Below are 19,755 nucleotides of genomic sequence, written 5' to 3'. Positions count from 1 at the left end.
ACCTGCTAGATTACAAATCTACTAAAATTTTAATAGGCGGGTAATACTTAAAACGAAAGGACTGTTAGCTCGCTTTATGTATGACGAAAATCAAAGAAGCGCCTGCCTATGGAACGCTTGTCGGCTGGCACTTCTTTGACAAATCTAAATCTCTAACCTACCCTTGGTGTTCCAATATGGCATGCTGCATGGATATCAGTGTATCGGTTACTTATTCACCCGAAAAGCTTCCCAAGCACCGCCAACCGAATTGCGGCTCGCTACAAGCTTACCGCCATTATTCAGATCACAGGTCACATACAGGTTATTGGCGAGTGCCTGCAACGCGATTGTTCCATCACCCAAATCCACACGATTGAACTTCTCCCATTGCTGAATGGTTGTGGCTTTGGCGATCAGGGCACCACCCACATTAACATCCGCTGTGACATATTTATTATTGATTTTGGACTTGAGGGACACCGTTCCATCGGAGTTCGTGATCCATTCAAAAAGCTCCCAGTCTCCTGCCGTCGTCCGATTGGCGACAAGCTGGTCATTGCCTTGATTCTCGGCAGAGATGATTTGCTGATTGGCTTGAGCAACCAGATAGTTGTATCCACTTGGATTCGGAGGCTGCACCGTGCCCCCACCCGTAACCTCCGAATATACGGCTTGAAGCAGCGCACCTGAGCGGTCATTGCTGTACTCCCAGAACATGATGCCACCCAGATTGCTGTTTTTCACATATTGCACCTTCAGGCTGAGCGATTGCGGGTCGTCATAGGAGATAAAGGTATTCCCATTAAACAGATAAGGAGCTTGGGCACTGCTGTCCCAGTACCGTGTATACCCGTTTTTATTCAAATATTGGCTGACAATAGTGTTGTAGTCGGGTTCAAAACCACCCGAAGCTGGCCTGTCCAGACCATTGTTCGAATTCTGGACACCAGTCCAAGCCCGGCCGTAAAAGGCTCCGCCAATAACCAGTTTATTCGCGGGAACACCGCTATTTCTGAACAGATTGACCGCAGACGTTACACTAATATCTCTTCCGGACAGATTCGTATGATGACCTGTGGTTGCGTCCCAGGTTCCATGAAAATCGTAAGTCATCAGATTGATCCAATCGAGCAGAGGCGTGATATTATTGATTTCCACACCATTCAGATAACTGCTGCTCGCTCCGGAGGCAATGGTCAGCAGATATTGTTTTCCATTCATTTGTCCTTGAGCATTCAGCTTCTGACGAACCTTCGAGAGCAGTTGTGTGAAGTTTTGTTTATCTTGCGGCCGTGCAGTTGTACCGGCAGCAGGGTTGGTCGGATATTCCCAATCCAGATCGACGCCGTCCAGATTGTTGGAGGTTACCAACTGCACAATGCTGTCGGCAAATGTTGTGCGTGAGGCGTCCGTTAGCGCAGCGTCTGAAAAACCGTTAGCTCCCCAGCCACCAACAGACAATATCACCTTCAGATCAGGGTTTCTGGATTTCAGTCCAACCATAAGTTGCAGTTTGGTACGATCCGAGTTTGTAATGGTTGCTTTGCCGTTAGAGATGAGTGCAAAGGAGTAATTGATATGAGAGAGCTGTTCTGCCTTGATATCATTCGCGGTCCAATTAGCCCAACCAGCCACGTAAGCAATAATTTTCTTTGGAAGAGGAGCTGCGTCAGCTTGTTTCGCTGGTCCGAAGGCAAATGTTGAAACGGTTAGTGCAAAAGATAAAAACAAGAGCATGAACACTTTTACAAATGAAGGGATCGTACCAACTCGATTTAGGTTCATCACTTAACTCTCCTTTGGGTTTTAATTTTAGGAATTCAGCGGTAGCCTCACGTTTTGGTTAGCAGGAGGATCACGCCCTGTACTCCCTGCTGCTTCTCTCGTTAATGCCGCTGAAAGGCTATGTTTGTTTATCCACATCGCTTTTCCACCCTTTCTGTTCCAATCAGACTCGAAATAAAGGAAGCGTTTACAATTAAATGTAATCGATTTCATTTAAAGAAAAAGGAACCTGAGCCGCTGAACATTCGTGGATGGAATACATAGATTCGCAGAAAAAATAGGCTAACTCAAAAAGGATCATAGTACGTTGAGCTGAAGGGCAATGGGATATCAAAGGAAATTTGTCGCTGAACAATTTTGATAATCTAGGGAAGAAGTACACCAACGAAATTACAATTACATTCATCATTGGCATGACTGGTTGCATGGATGAGGAGTAGGTTGATAACCGACTTTCAAAGTATTGATTACTGTCTGACGTGTAGAGTGTAAGTAGGCGGGTAAAATACGTATATAATCTAGTTAAAATCAGGATAATACAGAATTGAAATATTTGTCAATAAAATTTAAATTTGGCATTCATTCAAAGTTCCAAAGATCGCCTTGCCTTTTTAACAAAAAAAAAGATCTTCACCTGGCTGCGCAGGCAAAGATCAGAATAACAAACAAATCACTTACTGCTCCATAACATATTCCCCCTCTTAATGAGAAGCTGGATGTCCCTAGCAGAGATGAATCATACGAAACTTCAAGATTACGCTGTTGTCTTTTCCTTTTTGACCATACTCCATAAACGTTCCAGTAAGGTAGGTCGTTGTTCACCTATAAGAAGCTCGTCCTCTTCTTCCTGGCCATACAATTTAATGCTCATCACCAGCCCGATACATGCCATATTAATGAGCAACGAAGTGCCTCCATAGCTGATAAATGGCAGCGTAATGCCCGTAAGCGGCATCAGCCCAAGGAAAGCACCAATATTTTCAAACACCTGATATAACAACATGCCGATAATCCCCACAATCACGACAGGTCCCGCCCGGTCTCTACAGTGTAAAGCGATTAACACCATACGATGAATGAGGATAAAATACATTAAGAGCAGAACAGATCCACCTACAAAACCAAACTCCTCGGCAATGACCACAAAAATGGAATCCGAATACGTATACGGTACACGCCCCGATTGGACGGATGTTCCCTGCATATAGCCTTTGCCTGTTATGCCCCCCGAGCCTATGGCGAGACCCGCATTTTTCGTATGCCAGGAAGCTTTCGACGTTGCTTTATCCGGTACAAGCCAAGGATCAATACGCTCGGCCCAGTGCTCCCGGTTCGCCTTTTCCAGAAAGGTAAAAATCTCATCGTGATATGACGTATATGCTTTGACGAATCCAAAAAAGGTTATCCCCACAATGGCAAGAGCAATTAGTGCATGCGACCACTTGATATTCCCTATCCATAACACAGCGACCAGAATCACGATGTATCCAAGGGCGTTGCCCAGATCATTCTGAATCATTACGAGTGCAAAGGGAACGAACGTCCATAAACCAATAGGAACGATGTCTTTCCAGAAACGAAGCGTAGAATTTTTTCTTTTGACCAATACATGAGCCAGAAACAGAATCAAGATCATTTTAAACAACTCTGCAGGTTGAAAAGAAAGATAATCATTAATCTTTATCCAGCCATTCGCATTATTGATCGTGCCCCCTATGAAATTAACAAGAATCAACAGGACAATCCCAAACCCGTAAATATAAAACGCATATTGGATATACAGTTTATAATTGACCAATCCAATACCAATGAGGGCTACGAATCCAATTCCGTAAAACTGCAAGGTTTTGATATGATGATTGCCCAATTTCGGATCGGACTGAATCGCACTGTACACCGTAAATACACTCATGACCATAAGCAGCAGCAACACAAACAGAATAACCCCGTCCATCTTCTTCAGCATTCTCAGCATGTTCCCACGTATCCCCCTGAGGCTCAACACCCAATAATTATTTCCATTAGTATTTAATATTACCATTGTATAGAATTGGAAGGGAAAATGGAAATCCGTCAAACAAAACAACGAAAAACCCTGAAACTCACAGATCTGTCTTGCTCCGATCTGTTGATTTCAGGGTTAACTTATATCGTATTCATTTGCAAAGAGTCTGTCCTAGGATAAAGACTATTGCTCCTGCTATGTTGATTTGCGTCTAACTAGCTTCATGACCAGTTCTGTAATGCCTGGTTGTTCTGCGGAACCAAGGATATCCTCGTTCTCTTCCGTGTGAACCTTGATACTCATCACAATCCCCATACTGATCATGTTGATCATAATTGAGGTACCACCCGAACTAATAAACGGCAAGGTAATCCCAGTCAGCGGCATCAGACCAATGAACGGACCGATATTAACAAAAATCTGGTAGAGCAGCATCGCTATAATACCGACAATCAGATATGGCCCTGCCCTGTCCTTACATTCCAACGCAATCAGCACAAGCCTGTGAATAAGAATAAAGTACAGTAGCAGCAACACGGATGCACCTATAAAACCGAATTCCTCCCCAATCTGTACAAAGATCGAATCGGCATATGCCAGTGGCACCCGATTCGACTGAATCGTTGTTCCTTCCAAATACCCTTTTCCCGTAATGCCGCCAGAACCAATTGCAAGCTTCGCGTTATACGTCTGCCAGAGAACATCTCTTGAGGTCAAATCCGGCACAAGCCATGGATCGAAACGATCTGCCCAGTGCGAACGTCCAACATCCTTCAGAAATTTGACAATCTCATCGTGATAATGAATATAAGCCTGTATACCACCGATAAAAGCAGCCACAGCGATAATAAAACCAATAAGGGCATGAGTAAATTTAATATTACCAATCCATAATAGCCCCACAAGAATGACCACATAACTTAACGCATTCCCCAAGTCATTTTGAAGTAATACGAGTAGTAATGGCGGCAGTACACAGAGTGAGATCGGAATGACATCACGTCCAAAATAAAGCGGACGATTCTTTTTTCTGGCTAAAAAGGCCGATAAAAAAACAATCAGGCATAACTTGAACAATTCAGCAGGCTGCAAACTGACTCCGAATATGGATAGCCAACCTTTGGCGCCATAATATTCTTTACCAAAGAACATAACGAAAATGAGCAGCAGCATACCCACGCCATAGATATACAAATAATTTTTGATAATGAATTTGTAGTTGATCATCGACATCCCAAAAAAGACCACGAAGCCCAAAATATAATACATCACTGCACTTTTCGTGAGTCCCTCCAGCTTTGGTCTGCCGAAGGTGGTACTATAAATCGACAAAATACTAATAGCCATCAGTATGAGCAATATAAAAACAATCGAATAGTCTATTTTTTTGAATTTATGCAGCATGTAGTTATGTTCCTCCAAGCATTCAGCAATCTTCGGTATATCTCATTGTAGAGGATTTCACGGCAAAAAGAAAACCCGTGGAACCTTACATTTTCGTCACCTGTTCCGAAGTACGAACACCCAGTACATGCCGTTCTATGCCTGCAAGGTCTGGCACGACGATAATTTCCGGCCAATATCCGGCCGATTCAAGCAGAGCTGCGATGTCCCCAGCCTGACCCTGGCCCAGCTCAAAACCGATAATCTGCGGCGGTGCAGGCAGCAGCACCAGCTGCTCCAGCATGATGCGGTACGGCCCCAGCCCATCGGGGCCGCCGTCCAGTGCCGTGCGCGGCTCATGATCGCGCACCTCGGGCTGCAACCCGGCGATATCTGCCGCCGGGATGTAAGGCGGGTTGGACACCAGGATGTCCACCCGTACCCCGGCGAACGGGGCCAGCAGATCGCCTTCACGGAAGTCGATCTGTACCCCGTTCGCGACCGCGTTCCGCGCGGCCACTTGCAGGGCAGCCGCCGAGATATCTCCGGCGCCTACCTGCCAGTGCCGGCGCTGCGAAGCCATCGTCACCGCGATGGCACCGCTGCCCGTGCCAATGTCGACGGCGAGCGGAGCGCCGTCGGGAAACACACGGTCGGCTTCGCGCAGCACAGCCTCGACCAGCAGCTCGGTCTCCGGCCGCGGGATCAGCACAGCCGGAGTGACCTCGAACGGCAGCCCGTAGAATTCCTGGCTGCCGATAATGTACTGCGCCGGCTCACCCGCAGCCTTGCGCGTGACGGCGTCTTCCCAGCGGCTGCGAAGCTCGCTGGGAAAGGGCTCCGGCTGCATCAGATAGTACGCGGCCCCTTCGCGGCCGAGTACATGTTCCAGCAGTAGCCGGGCATTGTTGTGCGGCTCGTACACGCCGCACTTCTCCAAAAAAGAGGAAGCCTCCACGAAGGCTTCCCGACAACTCTGTTCCGGCGTCATGACAAACTGCGCGCGGGTCACAGCATTATTCTCCTCTATCCATCATATCCGTCTGCTCGGCAATCGTCAGTGCAGACACGATATCAGCAATCTCACCATTCATGATTTGATCCAGCTTGTGCATCGTCAATCCGATACGGTGATCCGTAACACGGCTTTGTGGGAAATTATAGGTACGAATCCGCTCACTGCGGTCACCTGTACCCACTTTGCTCTTCCGTTCACTCGAAATTTTCGCTTCTTCTTCCTGACGCATCATATCGAAGATACGTGTACGCAGAACCTGCAATGCTTTTTCCTTATTCGAGTTCTGGGATTTACCATCCTGACACGTAGCCACAATTCCCGTTGGAACGTGAGTTACCCGTACAGCCGATTTCGTGGTATTAACCGATTGTCCACCGGCACCACTGGAACAGAACGTATCTACACGGATATCTTTATCATGGATTTCAATATCGAAATCTTCGGCTTCAGGCATAACTGCTACAGTGGACGTAGAGGTATGAATACGGCCGCCCGATTCCGTTGTTGGAATACGTTGCACACGGTGTGCGCCACTTTCGTATTTCATTTTGCTGTAAGCGCCGCGTCCATTAATCAGGAATACAACCTCTTTGAAGCCGCCCAGATCATTTGTGTTAACGTCCATCAGTTCCACGCGCCAGCCTTGCGTATCGGCATAACGTGTGTACATCCGATAGAGATCCGCTGCAAACAGCGCCGCTTCATCCCCACCAGCTGCACCACGAATTTCTACGATGACGTTTTTATCATCATTCGGGTCTTTGGGCAGCATGAGAACACGAATCAGATCGTCCAGTTCTTTCTGGCGAGTACTCAGTTCATCAATTTCCATTTTGACCATTTCACGCATCTCGTCGTCCAGCTTCTCGCCCTGCATTTCTTTCGCAGCTTCGAGATCCTGGCTCACTTGTTTGTACTCATTGTATGCTTCATAGGTAGGCTGCAGATCCGATTGCTCTTTGGAATATTCCCGCAGCTTCTTGTTGTCACTTGCTACATCCGGGTCACACAGCAGCTCGCTGAGTTTCTCGTAACGGTCGGCTAACGCCTGTAATTTATCAAACATGTATAGTCACCTCACGCATTATTTTCGTTCCAGCATTTCAACGTTCATTCGATTCATTCGATTCCGATAGGCATTCAATTCATTCATGCGTTATCAGACCATTTATATTTCACAAGGCACGGAGTTCTCAGAAATCCCTGACCGTAACATTCATTTTATGATCGACGTATAACATCGCTACAACGTCATCAAATCCTTTACTTTTAAGTTATATAAAAGAAATCGCGTACCCGGTGTCAAACCCGCTTCAACTCATTAAGCCGAGCGAGAAATTTAACATAGGTATACGACTCTTAATTATAGCATATTCTTATGCTCCTGAATAGCAACTATTTGCAGCAGCTGCATCCAAATTTTGATTTACTTTATTTTAAGCAACCAGATTGATTTAAGAGCTCATCTCCCATGAGCCTTCTTGCTTTTATTATATCCAGAGCGAGTAAACAATCCAGTAAATGTACAGGATATCCAGACAAATTTATTGTCGATTGTCTTAAGCTCATTGAAAATTATTCTGCAATATGTAAAAAGCCCTGCCATCTTCATTAGAAGACGACAGAGCTGCTATACTCGTATATTCAAGTATGTTTTCTTATCTAGATTATCCAGATTAGACGTTGAAGCGGAAATGCATAACATCGCCGTCGCTTACAACATACTCTTTACCTTCGAGACGAAGTTGTCCACGTTCTTTCGCACCGTTCATGGAACCGGCAGCAACCAGATCGTCGTAGGAAACAACCTCTGCACGAATGAATCCTCGCTCGAAGTCGGTGTGAATGACACCCGCTGCGCCAGGTGCTTTCGTACCCTTACGGATTGTCCAAGCACGAACTTCCTGTACGCCTGCTGTGAAGTACGTGTACAGACCCAGCAATTTGTAAGCCGCTTTGATCAACAGGTTCAGACCGGAATCCTCGATACCGAGTTCTTCCAGGAACATTTGTTTATCTTCGCCTTCCAGCTCGGAGATCTCTTCTTCCACTTTCGCACTGATCGGCACCACTTCTGCATTTTCAGCAGCTGCGAATTCTCTTACTTTTTGCACATAAGCATTGTTCGCCACATCACCGATTTCGTCCTCAGCTACATTGGCTGCGTACAGAACAGGCTTCAGGGTAAGCAAATGCAGATCGCGCACGATCAGTCGCTCTTCGTCCGTAAGCTCCATGCTGCGTGCTGGCTTGTCTTCGTACAGAACAGCCTTCACTTTCTCCAGTACTTCCACTTCCTGAGCAGCTGACTTGTTGCCGCCCTTCATGTTTTTCTTGGAGCGATCGATTTTTTTCTCAACACTCTCGATATCGGCCAGGATCAGCTCCAGATTGATCGTTTGGATGTCGCTTACCGGATCAATTTTGCCATCAACATGTGTGATATTCTCGTCTACAAAGCAGCGTACCACGTGTACAATTGCGTCTACTTCACGAATGTGTGCAAGGAACTTGTTACCAAGACCTTCGCCTTTGCTCGCACCGCGAACAAGACCTGCGATATCTACAAATTCAAACGCCGTTGGTACCGTTTTTTTCGGTACAACGAGTTCTGTCAATTTGTCCAAACGCTCGTCCGGTACTTCAACGATCCCCACGTTAGGGTCAATCGTACAGAACGGATAGTTTGCCGATTCAGCACCAGCTTGTGTAATTGCGTTAAACAGTGTGGATTTACCAACGTTAGGCAGGCCCACGATTCCAGCTTTCAAAGCCATGTATATGACAACTCCTCATTGATTACTTGTTCGGTATGGATAATCCTATACATTATATATGACAAACCCCAAGGCATCAAGGAACTTCGCCAATTCGACCAGAGCACCCTCCGCTTCCCGAAATCTCCGGTTACTGCGGATGATTCGTTTTGCGTAGATCATACGTTTGGCTTAGATTATCCGTTTTCAGGCTTCCCCTTTTATTTCCTTGTACATCGTCAGATCCGTTACCTCATATCCCATCTTGCGATACAGGCTGCTCGCCCGCACATTATGTCCAAACACATGTAGACCAATGCGATCCACGCCAAGGCGCAAGGCTTCCTTTTCAAGTGCCTCCATCGTCTCTGTACCATAACCCTTGCCCCGATAGGCTTCTTCCACCACAATATCCAGCAAAAAAGCATCTTTGCCACGGCGGTTATCCGTAACGTTAAACCAGATATAACCCACATTCCCGTCCACGGCATGTACCAGATTATATAGGTAAGCACCCGGTGTATTCAGCCCTTCAGGTAAATATTTGTCGTAGGATGCCTCCGCAAGTCCCTGCGCCTCTTCTGCAGCCCAAGTACCCGCCTCCACTTTCTCTTCTGCAAAATCTTTAATCGAGCGAATTCGGAAATTATCATATTCTACTTGATTCATGGGGATCAGTTCCATTGGTTTCCCTCCTAGTTCGAGTGTTCTATGTATGATCTTTTTGCACTCTATAGTATTGTATCTTGTTATACCATGGTCTGCATGATGCAATTCAAGCCAAATCCTATACAACTTTTAGTTACCTCACTCTGTTTATTTCTATATGAAAGAAAGGAGCAGATTACTTATGAATACGCGTCGTCCCTTTTCAAAAAGGAAAATAATCATCCTATCTACAGTGATTCTCTTCATTGGATTAGGTATTTCTATGGTTTACCAGGCGCTGGACCCCTTCAGACATTTAAGGATCACGATTCATAATCAGTCCGACTATGATCTTTCAAATATTACAGCACGCGTGAGCAGCGGCGTTGACTCGTTCAATACAAACAATGAGGGTACTATATACAACTTAAATAAAGCAGTCCCCAGCGGGGAACAAGTGAAGTTCGCTCCACAGCTGCAACTTTCCGGTGAAGGATCCGTCTATCTGGAGTTTACGAACAGCCGTGGTGAAACCTATAACAAAACGGTATGCGGCTATACCGAATACTTATCTGGCAACTCCTATGTGACTGTAACCAACGAAACGATAACCGTGAGAGAAGATTGTATGTAGCCCTTCTCTCCCACGTTAAACAACAAAAAGAGGCTCCCCAATTCGTCATGATCTGACGGGGTTCCCCTTTTAATTTTCTAAGGTTCGTTAGCTCAGCTCACATAAAATCAAATCGAATTCAACGCCGTTCCACCAGACGCGACGTCTGCTTCAAATCCTCGATCCGCCCTGCACCAATGCCAAACATGACGGTACGCAGCTCGAATTCAACCTGCTCCAACCGCTCATTCAGCGCATCATCGGAAGCGACGGCAGACTCCAGCAGAGATCGGCCGAATCCGGCCAGATCTGCACCAAGCGCCAGCGCTTTGGCCGCATCAACGCCTGAGTACAGTCCACCGCTGCCAATCAGAACACCTTCCGGGCTTACCGCTCTCACTTCCTGAATACACTCCGCTGTCGGAATGCCCCAGTCGGCAAAAGCTTCTGCTGCCGCACGACGTACCGGATTCGAATTTCGGAACTTTTCGACCTGCACCCAGCTGGTGCCACCTGCTCCAGCCACATCGATAAAAGCCACACCTGCTTCGTACAATCGTTGTGCCGTTACTCCATCGATGCCAAAACCCACTTCTTTCACGCCAATAGGCACGTCCAATTGCTGACACAAATCCTCAATTCGATGAAGTAATCCGCTAAAATCCGTATTGCCTTCAGGCTGGAAGATTTCCTGCAAACTGTTCAAATGCAGCACCAGCATATCTGCGCCAGCAATCTGAACGGCCCGCTGGAAATCAGCAGTGTTGAAGCCATAATTCAGCTGCACCGCGCCAAGGTTCGCGATGACCGGAATATCCGGTGCCCAGCGCCGCACATCAAAGGTGGTTGCCAGTTCGGGCTGTTCCACGGCAGCCCGAATCGAACCTACGCCGAGTGCCCAGCCTCGGGCGTTTGCCACACGGGCAAGCCGCTCATTAATGGCACCCGTTGTTTTGCTGCCACCCGTCATCGAACTGATGAGCAAGGGTGTACGCACCCTTTTACCAATAAACGAAGTCTCCAGACTTACCTCTTCAAAATTCAATTCAGGTAACGGGTTATGACGAAAAGCATACCGCTCCATTCCGCTGGTTACCCCTTCTCCTGCCACATTCTCTTCAAGACAGAGGCGCACATGCTCCAGCTTCCGTTCCCCCGTAGCCACCTCGGGAAGCAGCCGTTTGCCGGCTCGCTCTTGTTCATTCATGATGAGACCTCCTTATGTGAGAATAGTGCTGATGGACAGGATCATTGCCAGCGTGGGCTAGGTTCCGTTCAGGATTTGCCCGATACAGCAGAGAGATTCTCAGAAATATTAATTCTTATTATGTAACGTACAAACGGTATGATTTGGATCTATATTATAAATGATATTCCCACTCAGCGCGTCAACTCTACCAGTATAACGTTCCGGCCCAGCAATGGAAAGGGTGCCCCGAAACCCAATAACAACTTGAGTTTCGAGGTTCTACATATATTTGATAACTAGATATTTGGAGGTTGGGTCAGTCATTCTGTTAGATGAATCTCTTCTATAAATTACTTTACGATTTCCGATGCAAGCTGCGCTCCAACAAGCTGCCCGGACAATGTCACAATCGGTGTTCCACCGCCCGGATGCGTTGTTCCGCCCACGTACCACAGCCCTTGTACATCCTTGCTTTTATTGCCGGGACGCATGAAGGTCTGCTTCACGGAGTTGGACGAGATGCCGTAGATCGACCCTTGATGGGCGAGTGTATCCCGTTCTATATGTTGAGGTGTGTACCGGATCAGCACATCCGACTGCTTCAATCCCATAATTCCCCGCTCGGCCAGCTTCTCCAACACCAATTCACCGTAACGGTCCATCTGTTCACCCCAATTCCATGAGTCCGACAAATACGGAGCGTTCACCAGAATGAACAAATTGCTCGCTCCTGTCGGAGCCATGCCCGCTTCCGAATAACCGGAATAACAGATGTAGATCGTCGGATCGGCAGGCATTTTTCGGTCACGGAAAATATGGTCAAACTCCGGTTCATACCGTTCTGGGAAAAAGACGGTATGGTGCAGCAGGGATTCATACTGTCTCTGCACACCGGCCAGTGTCACGAACCCCGAAATCGACGGCTCATACTTGCGAATTCGCTCATCGCTCATCTGTTTGCGATGCTCTGGCGCAAGCAGCAGCCGATTGACGCTCAGCACATCTCCATTGGCAACGACCTGATCGGCTTCCCGGAAGCCCTGATCCGTATCCACACCTGCCACTTTACCATGTCTGACAACAATTTGATGGACTTCGATGCCAGTAACGATCTGCACCCCTTTTTCCTGTGCAAGCCGTGTCATTGCTTCTATGAGTTGATAGGTTCCACCCTTGACCCCATAGATGCCCTCTTCTGCTTCCACATGACCCATCATGGCAAAGATCGAAGGCGCCTGATATGGCGATGACCCAACATAGGTTGCGTACCGACCGAACATCGCAAGGGTATGGGGATGTTGGAAATACGAACGCAGCAGCTTATCCAGCTTCACTGTAGGCCGTACACGTAGCAGACTGCGCAGCATTCGAAGATTATATTTATCCTTAGGCGACAACAGCAGCTTTCCAAGAAAATGACGATTGGCTTCCAAATACAGCGCTGCAGACTCGTCCATAAATGCATCGTAACGGGCTGCATCCTCTGGGCTGTAGGCAGCAATCTGCTCTTTCATCCTCTCTCGATTGCCAGACAAATCAACAACGGTTCCATCTGCAAATATATTACGTGTACGAGGTTCCAACTCATATAGCTGCACATAATCTTCCATCACCACACCAGCGTGATCGAAGACGGAACGGAAGCTTGCGGGCATCGTGATCGTACTTGGCCCTCGGTCAAAATGATATCCATCCTGCTCAATGTGTTGCAGCTTCCCACCAACCCGCTCCTGCCGCTCCAGAATGGTGACCCGTACGCCCTGCGAAGCTAGCCGAATGGCACACGATAGACCTCCAAATCCTGCTCCGATAATAATGACGTTACCCTTCAACTGTACCGCCTACCTTTCCATACATACCCCTTGCCGGAACGACCTGCCTGCCAGGAAGCGATGCCGATCGCAATGACACAGGCCATACTTATCGGTTGCAGGAAAGCAAGCCACCAGGGTTGTCCTCCAGCGTGATCCGATACCCTTTTGACTGCCATCCCGAGTACGGTTCCCACAAGACCATAGATGATGGATGTAGCATTACCCGACAACAAACCGATCATCAGACCGAGGGGAGGCACAATATACATCAGTGTATACATCAGCATCGTGCCTAACAGCAGCACATCTTTGCGCCCCATACCTTCGTACATGTTTTTCTTATAGCCGTTCCACACTTCAGCACCATTCTGGTACATTCGTGTATTCGTTACATCATGAACATCGGCCAGCATGACGGGATGTCCCGCACGCTTAACCGCCTTCGCCAGACTCATGTCATCGACCAGATCAGCCTGGATTGCAGCATGTCCACCGGAGGCCTTATAACTGGAACGATGAATGAGCAAAAACGCCCCAGTAGCGGCTACAAACATCGGATTCGATGATCTGCGTATCATGAAAATAGGAAGATGGCTGATGATGGTGAACACCATCATAGGCACAACGAGCTTTTCCATCCAGGTCTTCGTCACCTGATAGGGGAATCCCGTTACGAGGCCGCCGCCTTGCTCACACCCCGCAGCAATAGTCTGCCGGATGGCTTGCGGTTCCAAGCGTACATCGGCATCCACGAACATAAACCATTCACCCTTGGCCTCCTGTACCAGTCGGTGACAAGCATGAGATTTTCCCATCCAGCCTACGGGAAGTTCCACGCCATGCAGCAGGCGCACACGTGGATCACAATCGGCAATTGCTTGAACTATAGCTGCCGTCTCATCTTCCGAGCGATCATCCAGCACCAGTACTTCCATCCGAAATCCAGATGTATCGCTGGCAAGCACACTTTCCAGACATCCTTGAATGTGCAGTTTCTCGTTGCGGGCAGGAATCAGCACAGAGACCAGCATATCCCTGTCTTTCAATTCATCTGCGTTGAATGAACGCACTTTGGGCAGACAGGAGACGTTCCATATTGCAAACATCAACTGAACGCCCAATACACAAGTCAGTATAATCCAACCTATTTCAGATGCACTCATCGCTAACGGTTCACCCGCTTTCGTGCCGCATCGTATTTTTCACTCGTAGAACGTACATGACGAATCAGTGGAAAAGCGCCCGGTAAACTCCCCTGCCCGATGCGTACCAGCTCTGATTTATGGTCATTCAACTGCTGCTCCAGCACCCTGCTCAATCTGGTGGCAATCTCGTCATTCTTCCATGTCTTCCAATTTTCTATTACAGGCGCACCCACCTGCATCGATACTTCCGGTAAATCATGTTGAACCATGCCATGACATAAAGTCACAGGTACAGCTACGGCGCGTGGAGAGCGGCGTAACAGCAAACCAATGCCTGGACGAAACTCGATTGGCCTGGCATCCTGATGCAGAATTTCCCCTTGGGGAAAGATCCAGACCCTTTTGCCGGAGTGAAGCAGCTCGGTGGTATATTGCAAGGAGGTTCGAATGCTGGATGCATTCTCCTTATTGATTGAATACGCGCCAAGTTTGCGGAAAAAGGCATATTGTCGCAGCTGCTCTTCTTCCATCATGACATAATGATCGCCTCGGGAAGTCTGCTGAGATGCATGATAGAGCAGCAGACCATCCCACCACGAGCTGTGGTTCATGAAATAGATGACCGGTTGATCCGGGTCCATGGGTGAGTCATTGTTCGGGAGCAGCGGGTCCAGTGACCCTGATAACGTAAACGAGCGAAAACGTCTCCGCAGCAAATAATAATGATTGTATAAGGAAAAAATCCGGTTAAACGGTTTTGATTTTACGGCGCGAATCATATAGCCAGCTCCCCTCAGCAAGAAGCACACCTACAATAGCAATGATGAAGCTGCCTGTAATTCCTTCTTTGAGAGCTAACAACCCAAACAAAAGAATAAACAGCTGATATAACCATTTTGCACGCAGCAATGAGCTTCGATCTGAAGGCATTGCCGGAAGAAACAAAGAGAGGAACGCTCCCATTACAAACCAGCTTATGTAATTGGTCCAGGGCACACCGTAGAATCCACCTGGGGCTTGCCATTGCCAGAATCCTCTGGCATGCGCAACCGGGTCCAGCACCAGATCGAGCACGATGGCCCAAAATCCAGTCTTAACCGCCCGGATCAGCTTGCCTGTCCAGGTGGAACCGCCTCCACTGAGCAGAGCCGAGTTACCCACCACGGCAATCCAGGCGAAGCCTAATGTAACAGGTACACTGAACAGGTGGATTCCGAAGAAGTCTGAATACGAATACTCGCCAAAGGGCCAGTGTGTATGCACGCCAACCCATTCTACCCCCATGCCACCCAACCATATAATAAAAGATACCAACCAGAGTCTAGGTTTCATCCAAATGACTGACTGGTCGGACAACCCTGTCCGTTTCCGCCCTTGATATATCAGATCCAGCACATACAGTGCGTAGAAGATTAGAAACAAACCGTTGGAGAAGGACAGTACATCCGGAACACCGATCGTCAGCATCAGTACCGCTCCGATGCAGTACCACGCCCAGTACAGGCCCTGAACCATCAGGATACCGCCGTGCGGGAGGCTTGGTAAGCCAGCATTGGATAACGTTTCACAATGGCACCCAGCATCTCCAGTTTCAGTTCATCACTAACAAATGCACGCTTCGTATACACGTCATAGTCGTTGCGCTCAACCGCATGCAGAATGGTCGAATAAAAGGCTGCAGCCAGCTCAATGGCAAATGCACTTTCGGTTGGATACGTATCCAGACGGTCCATACCGATACGGAACCAGCCCAGCGCAGCTGCTTTTAATTCATGAATGATGGCTTTAAACCTTTCGTCAACAACACCGTTAGCCCAATCCTGTTCGGAATATCCATGCTTCTCCATCAACTCCAGCGGAACATAGCGGCGGGCTCTTGCCCGGTCTTCGCCCACATCACGGATAATATTGACGATCTGCATACCTTTGCCCAGCGCAATCCCGTTCATAGCCACGTCTGTACCGTTGTCATCTCGCAATACAGGCAGCAACATCTCGCCGACGGTTCCGGCAACCAGATAACAATACTGTTCCAGTTCCTCCATCGTTGTATAATGTGTGACTTTAAGATCGGTTAATTGTCCGTCCATTTGACGGAAGAAAGGCCCCTTGTCCAAATGAGGGAAACTCGTAAACAGCCATCGTAATGCCGGCCAGATAAAATGTCCTTCCGCTTCTTCCAGTTGATTGAACAGATTGCGGATTTCATGAATCGTATAGGGCGACTGCTCCGGCTCATCTACACTGTCATCGATCATGCGGCAAAAGGCATAGATCACGTACACGGCCTCGCGGCGTGGGCTGGGCAGACCTCTGAAGGCTTGATAAAAAGATGACGAGCCCTTTTGCATTAATTCCTCACACTTGTTCAAAATCGCTTCATTCATGTTTCCATCTCCTTCGTCAGTAAGTTCACTGCCATCCGTGCACTTTGCATCACAATAGGAACCCCCCCTCCTGGATGTACAGACGCTCCTGCCGCATATAGTCCCTTAATTGCCGGGAACGGCTTCGGTTGCGGACGGTATACACCGGATTGAAACAGTACGGGTGCGATGCCAAAGCTGCCGCCTCCATACAGCCCATCACGCTCAGCGTCAGCGGGAGTACGTATTTTTTTCCACTTGATCGCTTCACGGAGTCCCGGAAATCCGCGTTGTTCCGCTTCTTCCAACACTCGTTCTGCCAGCGCTTCGCTCTCCCGAGACCAGTCGACACCATCGGCATCCGGCACCGGAATGAGGAAGTACAACACACTCTGACCTGGCGGAGCTGCCGTCTCGTCCAATGCAGCCGGATTGAATACATAAAAAGAGGACTTCGCCGGAATGCGGCGCTGGTCGAACACTTCCCGCAGACTGCCGTCCAGACTTGGAGGCAGGAAAAACTGATGCGTCGTTGCATCATCCCAGGTCTTGTCTACGCCCGCATAGATCAACACACATCCCGATGAGGGGCGAAATGGCTTTCGTTTGCGTGAAAATTCAGTCGTCTGACCCAGCAGACCCGACAGGTGGGGGAAATCGCCATTGTAGATAACTGCATCCACATTTTCTGCGCCTGCGGCAGTTTCTATACCTTCGCATACACCATTTTTAATATTCAGTCCCGTCACTTCCGTGTTCAGCACCACCCGACCACCACGTGATATCAGTTCCTGTTCCAGTATGGCAGGTAATGCAGCATAGCCACCTTTCACCATCCAGATGCCATATTCATGCTCTGCATAAGGAAGCAGGGAATAAATACCCGGCGTGCCGAAGGGAGATCCTCCAATATAGAGACTTTGCAGCGAATATGCATCCAGCAGTTCCTCATGCTGAAAATAATCGCCTACAGCCTTCCGTACACTTTTGTGAGCACGTAATCGGCCCATCAGGGACATCAGAGAGGGAGTGAAGAAATCCCGTTTTCGCGGAAAAGCCCGTTCCAGAAACGCAGCCCGTCCCGCCGGAAACAGTGTGTCCATATCTTTCATAAATTTCGAGAATCCCTGGCTTTCTCCAGGGAAGAGACGTTCAATCTCTTCGGCCTGCTGTTCACGTGCCGTCATCTTGGTCATCACACGTCCGCTGCTGTAATGCACCCTGTACAATGGATCACAACGCAGCAGCTCAATCTTCGAACGATCCACACCCGCTTCCTCCAAAATGCCAAGCAGCATCTCAGGCAGAAGTACGATGGTCGGGCCTTGATCGATCCGATAGTCCCCTTCCTGCTCGTAGCCGATACGACCTCCAACTCTGGAACCCCGTTCGTATACCGTTACGTCCCAACCCTGTTTATTCAGCAGCAATGCTGAAGTAAGACCGCCAATGCCTGCACCTACGATGGCTGCCCGTTTCATGAATGGCCTCCCGCTTCCGCCGTTTTCACATACGAGGATGGTTTGGAGCGCTTGCGAGCGTCCTCTTCCTGGATCAGCTTCACGCTGATTCGAGCCGATTCAAAGATGGTCGGCAGCCCACTGCCCGGATGCGTTCCGCCGCCCACCAGCCATACCCTTTTCAACTCTTCAAACTGGTTATGCGGCCGCAGATACATCATCTGCCCAAGATTATGAGCCATGTTAAATGTTGCTCCACGGTACACGTCGAGTTCATTTTGCCAATCCAGCGGTGTAAACATCATGGATTCTTCAATACGACTGCGGATGTCTGACAACTCAGGAATCGATTCCATCCGCTTCATCATCGCCTCCCGCACATTCTCCCGTTCTACCTCCCAATCGATGTCTCCGGTAAGGTTCGGCGTAGGCATGAGAACATATAAAGCAGATTTTCCTTCCGGTGCGAGCGTCGAATCGAGTCTGGAAGGGTTATGAATATAGAGAGATGGATCCGCAGACAACACTTTGTGCTTCGTAATCTCGTCGACGTTCAGTCGATAGTCCTCGGGAAAATAGATCGAATGATGCGGTAAATCCACTTCACCGTCCACGCCCAGATACAACATGGCTGTGGAGCAAGAGTACTTTTTACGCTTCATTTTCTCCGGTGTATATTTCTTGAGTACGCCTGGTTCAAACAGATGGTTCACGGCATGTGCAAAGTCTGCATTAACAACGACATGATCCGCTTCAATGCGTTCTCCATTTTCAAGCAAAACGCCTTCTGCACGGCCATTGCGAACAATGACTTGTCTAACCGGACAGGATGTATGTATTCGTCCTCCATATTCTTCAACTACATCAGCCATGGCTTGAAATACGCGATTGACGCCGCCAATGGGGTGAAATAATCCATAATGGTGCTCAATGAATGACAGAATCGTAAACGTACCCGGGCAATCCCAAGCGGACATGCCGAGGTATTTGGATTGGAACGTGAATGCCCAGCGCAAGCGCTCATCTGTGAAATAGCGGGACAGAATGCCGTAAACTGTATTGTTAATATCGAGTTTCGGCAGAGCTGTCATGGCATCTTTTCGCAAATAATCTGCCAGCTTGCCGAAAGGCCTGCGCAGCAAAGGCATGACTTTGCCAAACTTCACTTCCTCTTCCTGCATGAACCGAAGGTAATTGTCCTCGTTGCCGGGGAAAAGCTCCTTGATCTGTGCGGCTGTATCTTCACGATTACGAGAAGGCGTAAACACCTTATCACCGAAATTTAGGGCATACAGCGGAGTCAGCTCTTTCATCTCCACATAGTCTGATAGCTTGCGTCCTACAACGTCGAACATCTCTTCAATCAACTGCGGCATCATCAAAAATGTGGCACCACGGTCGAACCGATATTCGCCCAGCTCCAGTCTGGCAGAACGTCCCCCAATGACTGGCTGTTTCTCATATACATCTACTTCGTACCCCTGGCCGGACAATAACATCGCTGCTGCAAGTCCACCCGGACCTGCACCAATGACAGCTGCACGTTTACGTTGCTGATTCGGTATCATGCCACTCACCTTTCCTATGTTAA

16 protein-coding genes are annotated in these 19,755 nt (G+C 48.3%); 1 reads left to right on the top strand and 15 read right to left on the bottom strand.

Features of this window, described 5'->3' with window-relative positions; genetic code table 11:
- Positions 1-207: 207 nt before the first annotated feature.
- From CRO25_RS15545 to CRO25_RS15515, 7 genes are all read right to left on the bottom strand, one after another.
- The gene (locus tag CRO25_RS15545; RefSeq protein WP_256863656.1) at positions 208-1,767 is read right to left on the bottom strand and encodes a glycosyl hydrolase family 18 protein; all 1,560 of its coding nucleotides are present in this window, start codon (positions 1,765-1,767) and stop codon (positions 208-210) included.
- Between the two features lie 754 nt (positions 1,768-2,521).
- Entirely contained in the window at positions 2,522-3,742 is a 1,221-nt protein-coding gene (locus CRO25_RS15540) for an FtsW/RodA/SpoVE family cell cycle protein (protein ID WP_079695629.1), read from the bottom strand.
- 225 nt (positions 3,743-3,967) lie between these two features.
- Positions 3,968-5,176 carry an FtsW/RodA/SpoVE family cell cycle protein gene (locus CRO25_RS15535; RefSeq protein ID WP_079695628.1) on the bottom strand — a complete coding sequence of 403 codons (1,209 nt, stop codon included), beginning with the start codon at positions 5,174-5,176 and terminating at the stop codon, positions 3,968-3,970.
- 85 nt (positions 5,177-5,261) lie between these two features.
- On the bottom strand, positions 5,262-6,146 hold the full coding sequence (gene prmC / locus CRO25_RS15530) for a peptide chain release factor N(5)-glutamine methyltransferase (RefSeq protein ID WP_097115782.1): 885 nt from the start codon (positions 6,144-6,146) through the stop codon (positions 5,262-5,264).
- 25 nt (positions 6,147-6,171) lie between these two features.
- A complete protein-coding gene (prfA, locus tag CRO25_RS15525) occupies positions 6,172-7,239 on the bottom strand; it encodes a peptide chain release factor 1 (RefSeq protein ID WP_063566965.1) in 1,068 nt (355 codons plus the stop codon).
- A 610-nt stretch (positions 7,240-7,849) separates the two neighbouring features.
- Positions 7,850-8,950 carry a redox-regulated ATPase YchF gene (gene ychF, locus CRO25_RS15520; RefSeq protein WP_063566964.1) on the bottom strand — a complete coding sequence of 367 codons (1,101 nt, stop codon included), beginning with the start codon at positions 8,948-8,950 and terminating at the stop codon, positions 7,850-7,852.
- Positions 8,951-9,136: 186 nt separating this feature from the next.
- Positions 9,137-9,613: an N-acetyltransferase gene (locus tag CRO25_RS15515; RefSeq protein ID WP_079695626.1), complete on the bottom strand. Its 477-nt coding sequence runs from the start codon at positions 9,611-9,613 to the stop codon at positions 9,137-9,139.
- A 166-nt stretch (positions 9,614-9,779) separates the two neighbouring features.
- Between CRO25_RS15515 and CRO25_RS15510 the strand changes: the two genes are divergently transcribed.
- Positions 9,780-10,211: a hypothetical protein gene (locus CRO25_RS15510; RefSeq protein WP_079695625.1), complete on the top strand. Its 432-nt coding sequence runs from the start codon at positions 9,780-9,782 to the stop codon at positions 10,209-10,211.
- 118 nt (positions 10,212-10,329) lie between these two features.
- Here the strand turns inward: CRO25_RS15510 and fni are convergent, their stop codons facing one another.
- The 8 genes from fni to CRO25_RS15470 form a co-directional block, all read right to left on the bottom strand.
- Complete coding sequence (fni, locus tag CRO25_RS15505; RefSeq protein ID WP_079695623.1) at positions 10,330-11,397, bottom strand: type 2 isopentenyl-diphosphate Delta-isomerase; 1,068 nt, start codon at positions 11,395-11,397, stop codon at positions 10,330-10,332.
- Positions 11,398-11,729: 332 nt separating this feature from the next.
- Positions 11,730-13,211, bottom strand: coding sequence for an NAD(P)/FAD-dependent oxidoreductase (locus CRO25_RS15500; protein WP_079695621.1), 1,482 nt, complete (start codon positions 13,209-13,211; stop codon positions 11,730-11,732).
- Positions 13,208-14,356 (bottom strand): glycosyltransferase family 2 protein, encoded by a 1,149-nt coding sequence (locus tag CRO25_RS15495; RefSeq protein ID WP_079695620.1) that lies wholly within the window; start codon positions 14,354-14,356, stop codon positions 13,208-13,210. The genes CRO25_RS15500 and CRO25_RS15495 overlap by 4 nt, the downstream gene beginning before the upstream one ends.
- 2 nt (positions 14,357-14,358) lie before the next feature.
- Positions 14,359-15,117 carry a lysophospholipid acyltransferase family protein gene (locus tag CRO25_RS15490; protein ID WP_079695618.1) on the bottom strand — a complete coding sequence of 253 codons (759 nt, stop codon included), beginning with the start codon at positions 15,115-15,117 and terminating at the stop codon, positions 14,359-14,361.
- A complete protein-coding gene (locus tag CRO25_RS15485) occupies positions 15,086-15,853 on the bottom strand; it encodes a carotenoid biosynthesis protein (RefSeq protein ID WP_063566957.1) in 768 nt (255 codons plus the stop codon). Before CRO25_RS15485 ends, CRO25_RS15490 begins: the two co-directional genes overlap by 32 nt.
- On the bottom strand, positions 15,853-16,725 hold the full coding sequence (locus tag CRO25_RS15480; RefSeq protein ID WP_063566956.1) for a phytoene/squalene synthase family protein: 873 nt from the start codon (positions 16,723-16,725) through the stop codon (positions 15,853-15,855). Before CRO25_RS15480 ends, CRO25_RS15485 begins: the two co-directional genes overlap by 1 nt.
- A complete protein-coding gene (locus CRO25_RS15475) occupies positions 16,722-18,185 on the bottom strand; it encodes an NAD(P)/FAD-dependent oxidoreductase (protein ID WP_079695617.1) in 1,464 nt (487 codons plus the stop codon). The genes CRO25_RS15480 and CRO25_RS15475 overlap by 4 nt, the downstream gene beginning before the upstream one ends.
- On the bottom strand, positions 18,182-19,732 hold the full coding sequence (locus tag CRO25_RS15470; RefSeq protein WP_063566954.1) for an NAD(P)/FAD-dependent oxidoreductase: 1,551 nt from the start codon (positions 19,730-19,732) through the stop codon (positions 18,182-18,184). Before CRO25_RS15470 ends, CRO25_RS15475 begins: the two co-directional genes overlap by 4 nt.
- Positions 19,733-19,755 lie beyond the last annotated feature (23 nt).

Source organism: Paenibacillus sp. RU5M, from assembly GCF_900221055.1.
GTDB classification, from domain to species: domain Bacteria; phylum Bacillota; class Bacilli; order Paenibacillales; family Paenibacillaceae; genus Paenibacillus; species Paenibacillus marchantiae.
This window is presented reverse-complemented; position numbering and strand designations above follow the sequence as displayed.

Excerpts from the sequence above, each read along its gene's own strand:
- CRO25_RS15545 (WP_256863656.1), bottom strand. The coding sequence starts at position 1,767 with ATGAACCTAAATCGAGTTGGTACGATCCCTTCATTTGTAAAAGTGTTC.
- CRO25_RS15540 (WP_079695629.1), bottom strand. The coding sequence starts at position 3,742 with ATGCTGAGAATGCTGAAGAAGATGGACGGGGTTATTCTGTTTGTGTTG.
- CRO25_RS15535 (WP_079695628.1), bottom strand. The coding sequence starts at position 5,176 with ATGCTGCATAAATTCAAAAAAATAGACTATTCGATTGTTTTTATATTG.
- prmC (WP_097115782.1), bottom strand. The coding sequence starts at position 6,146 with ATGACGCCGGAACAGAGTTGTCGGGAAGCCTTCGTGGAGGCTTCCTCT.
- prfA (WP_063566965.1), bottom strand. The coding sequence starts at position 7,239 with ATGTTTGATAAATTACAGGCGTTAGCCGACCGTTACGAGAAACTCAGC.
- ychF (WP_063566964.1), bottom strand. The coding sequence starts at position 8,950 with ATGGCTTTGAAAGCTGGAATCGTGGGCCTGCCTAACGTTGGTAAATCC.
- CRO25_RS15515 (WP_079695626.1), bottom strand. The coding sequence starts at position 9,613 with ATGGAACTGATCCCCATGAATCAAGTAGAATATGATAATTTCCGAATT.
- CRO25_RS15510 (WP_079695625.1), top strand. The coding sequence starts at position 9,780 with ATGAATACGCGTCGTCCCTTTTCAAAAAGGAAAATAATCATCCTATCT.
- fni (WP_079695623.1), bottom strand. The coding sequence starts at position 11,397 with ATGAATGAACAAGAGCGAGCCGGCAAACGGCTGCTTCCCGAGGTGGCT.
- CRO25_RS15495 (WP_079695620.1), bottom strand. The coding sequence starts at position 14,356 with ATGAGTGCATCTGAAATAGGTTGGATTATACTGACTTGTGTATTGGGC.
- CRO25_RS15490 (WP_079695618.1), bottom strand. The coding sequence starts at position 15,117 with ATGATTCGCGCCGTAAAATCAAAACCGTTTAACCGGATTTTTTCCTTA.
- CRO25_RS15485 (WP_063566957.1), bottom strand. The coding sequence starts at position 15,853 with ATGGTTCAGGGCCTGTACTGGGCGTGGTACTGCATCGGAGCGGTACTG.
- CRO25_RS15480 (WP_063566956.1), bottom strand. The coding sequence starts at position 16,725 with ATGAATGAAGCGATTTTGAACAAGTGTGAGGAATTAATGCAAAAGGGC.
- CRO25_RS15475 (WP_079695617.1), bottom strand. The coding sequence starts at position 18,185 with ATGAAACGGGCAGCCATCGTAGGTGCAGGCATTGGCGGTCTTACTTCA.
- CRO25_RS15470 (WP_063566954.1), bottom strand. The coding sequence starts at position 19,732 with ATGATACCGAATCAGCAACGTAAACGTGCAGCTGTCATTGGTGCAGGT.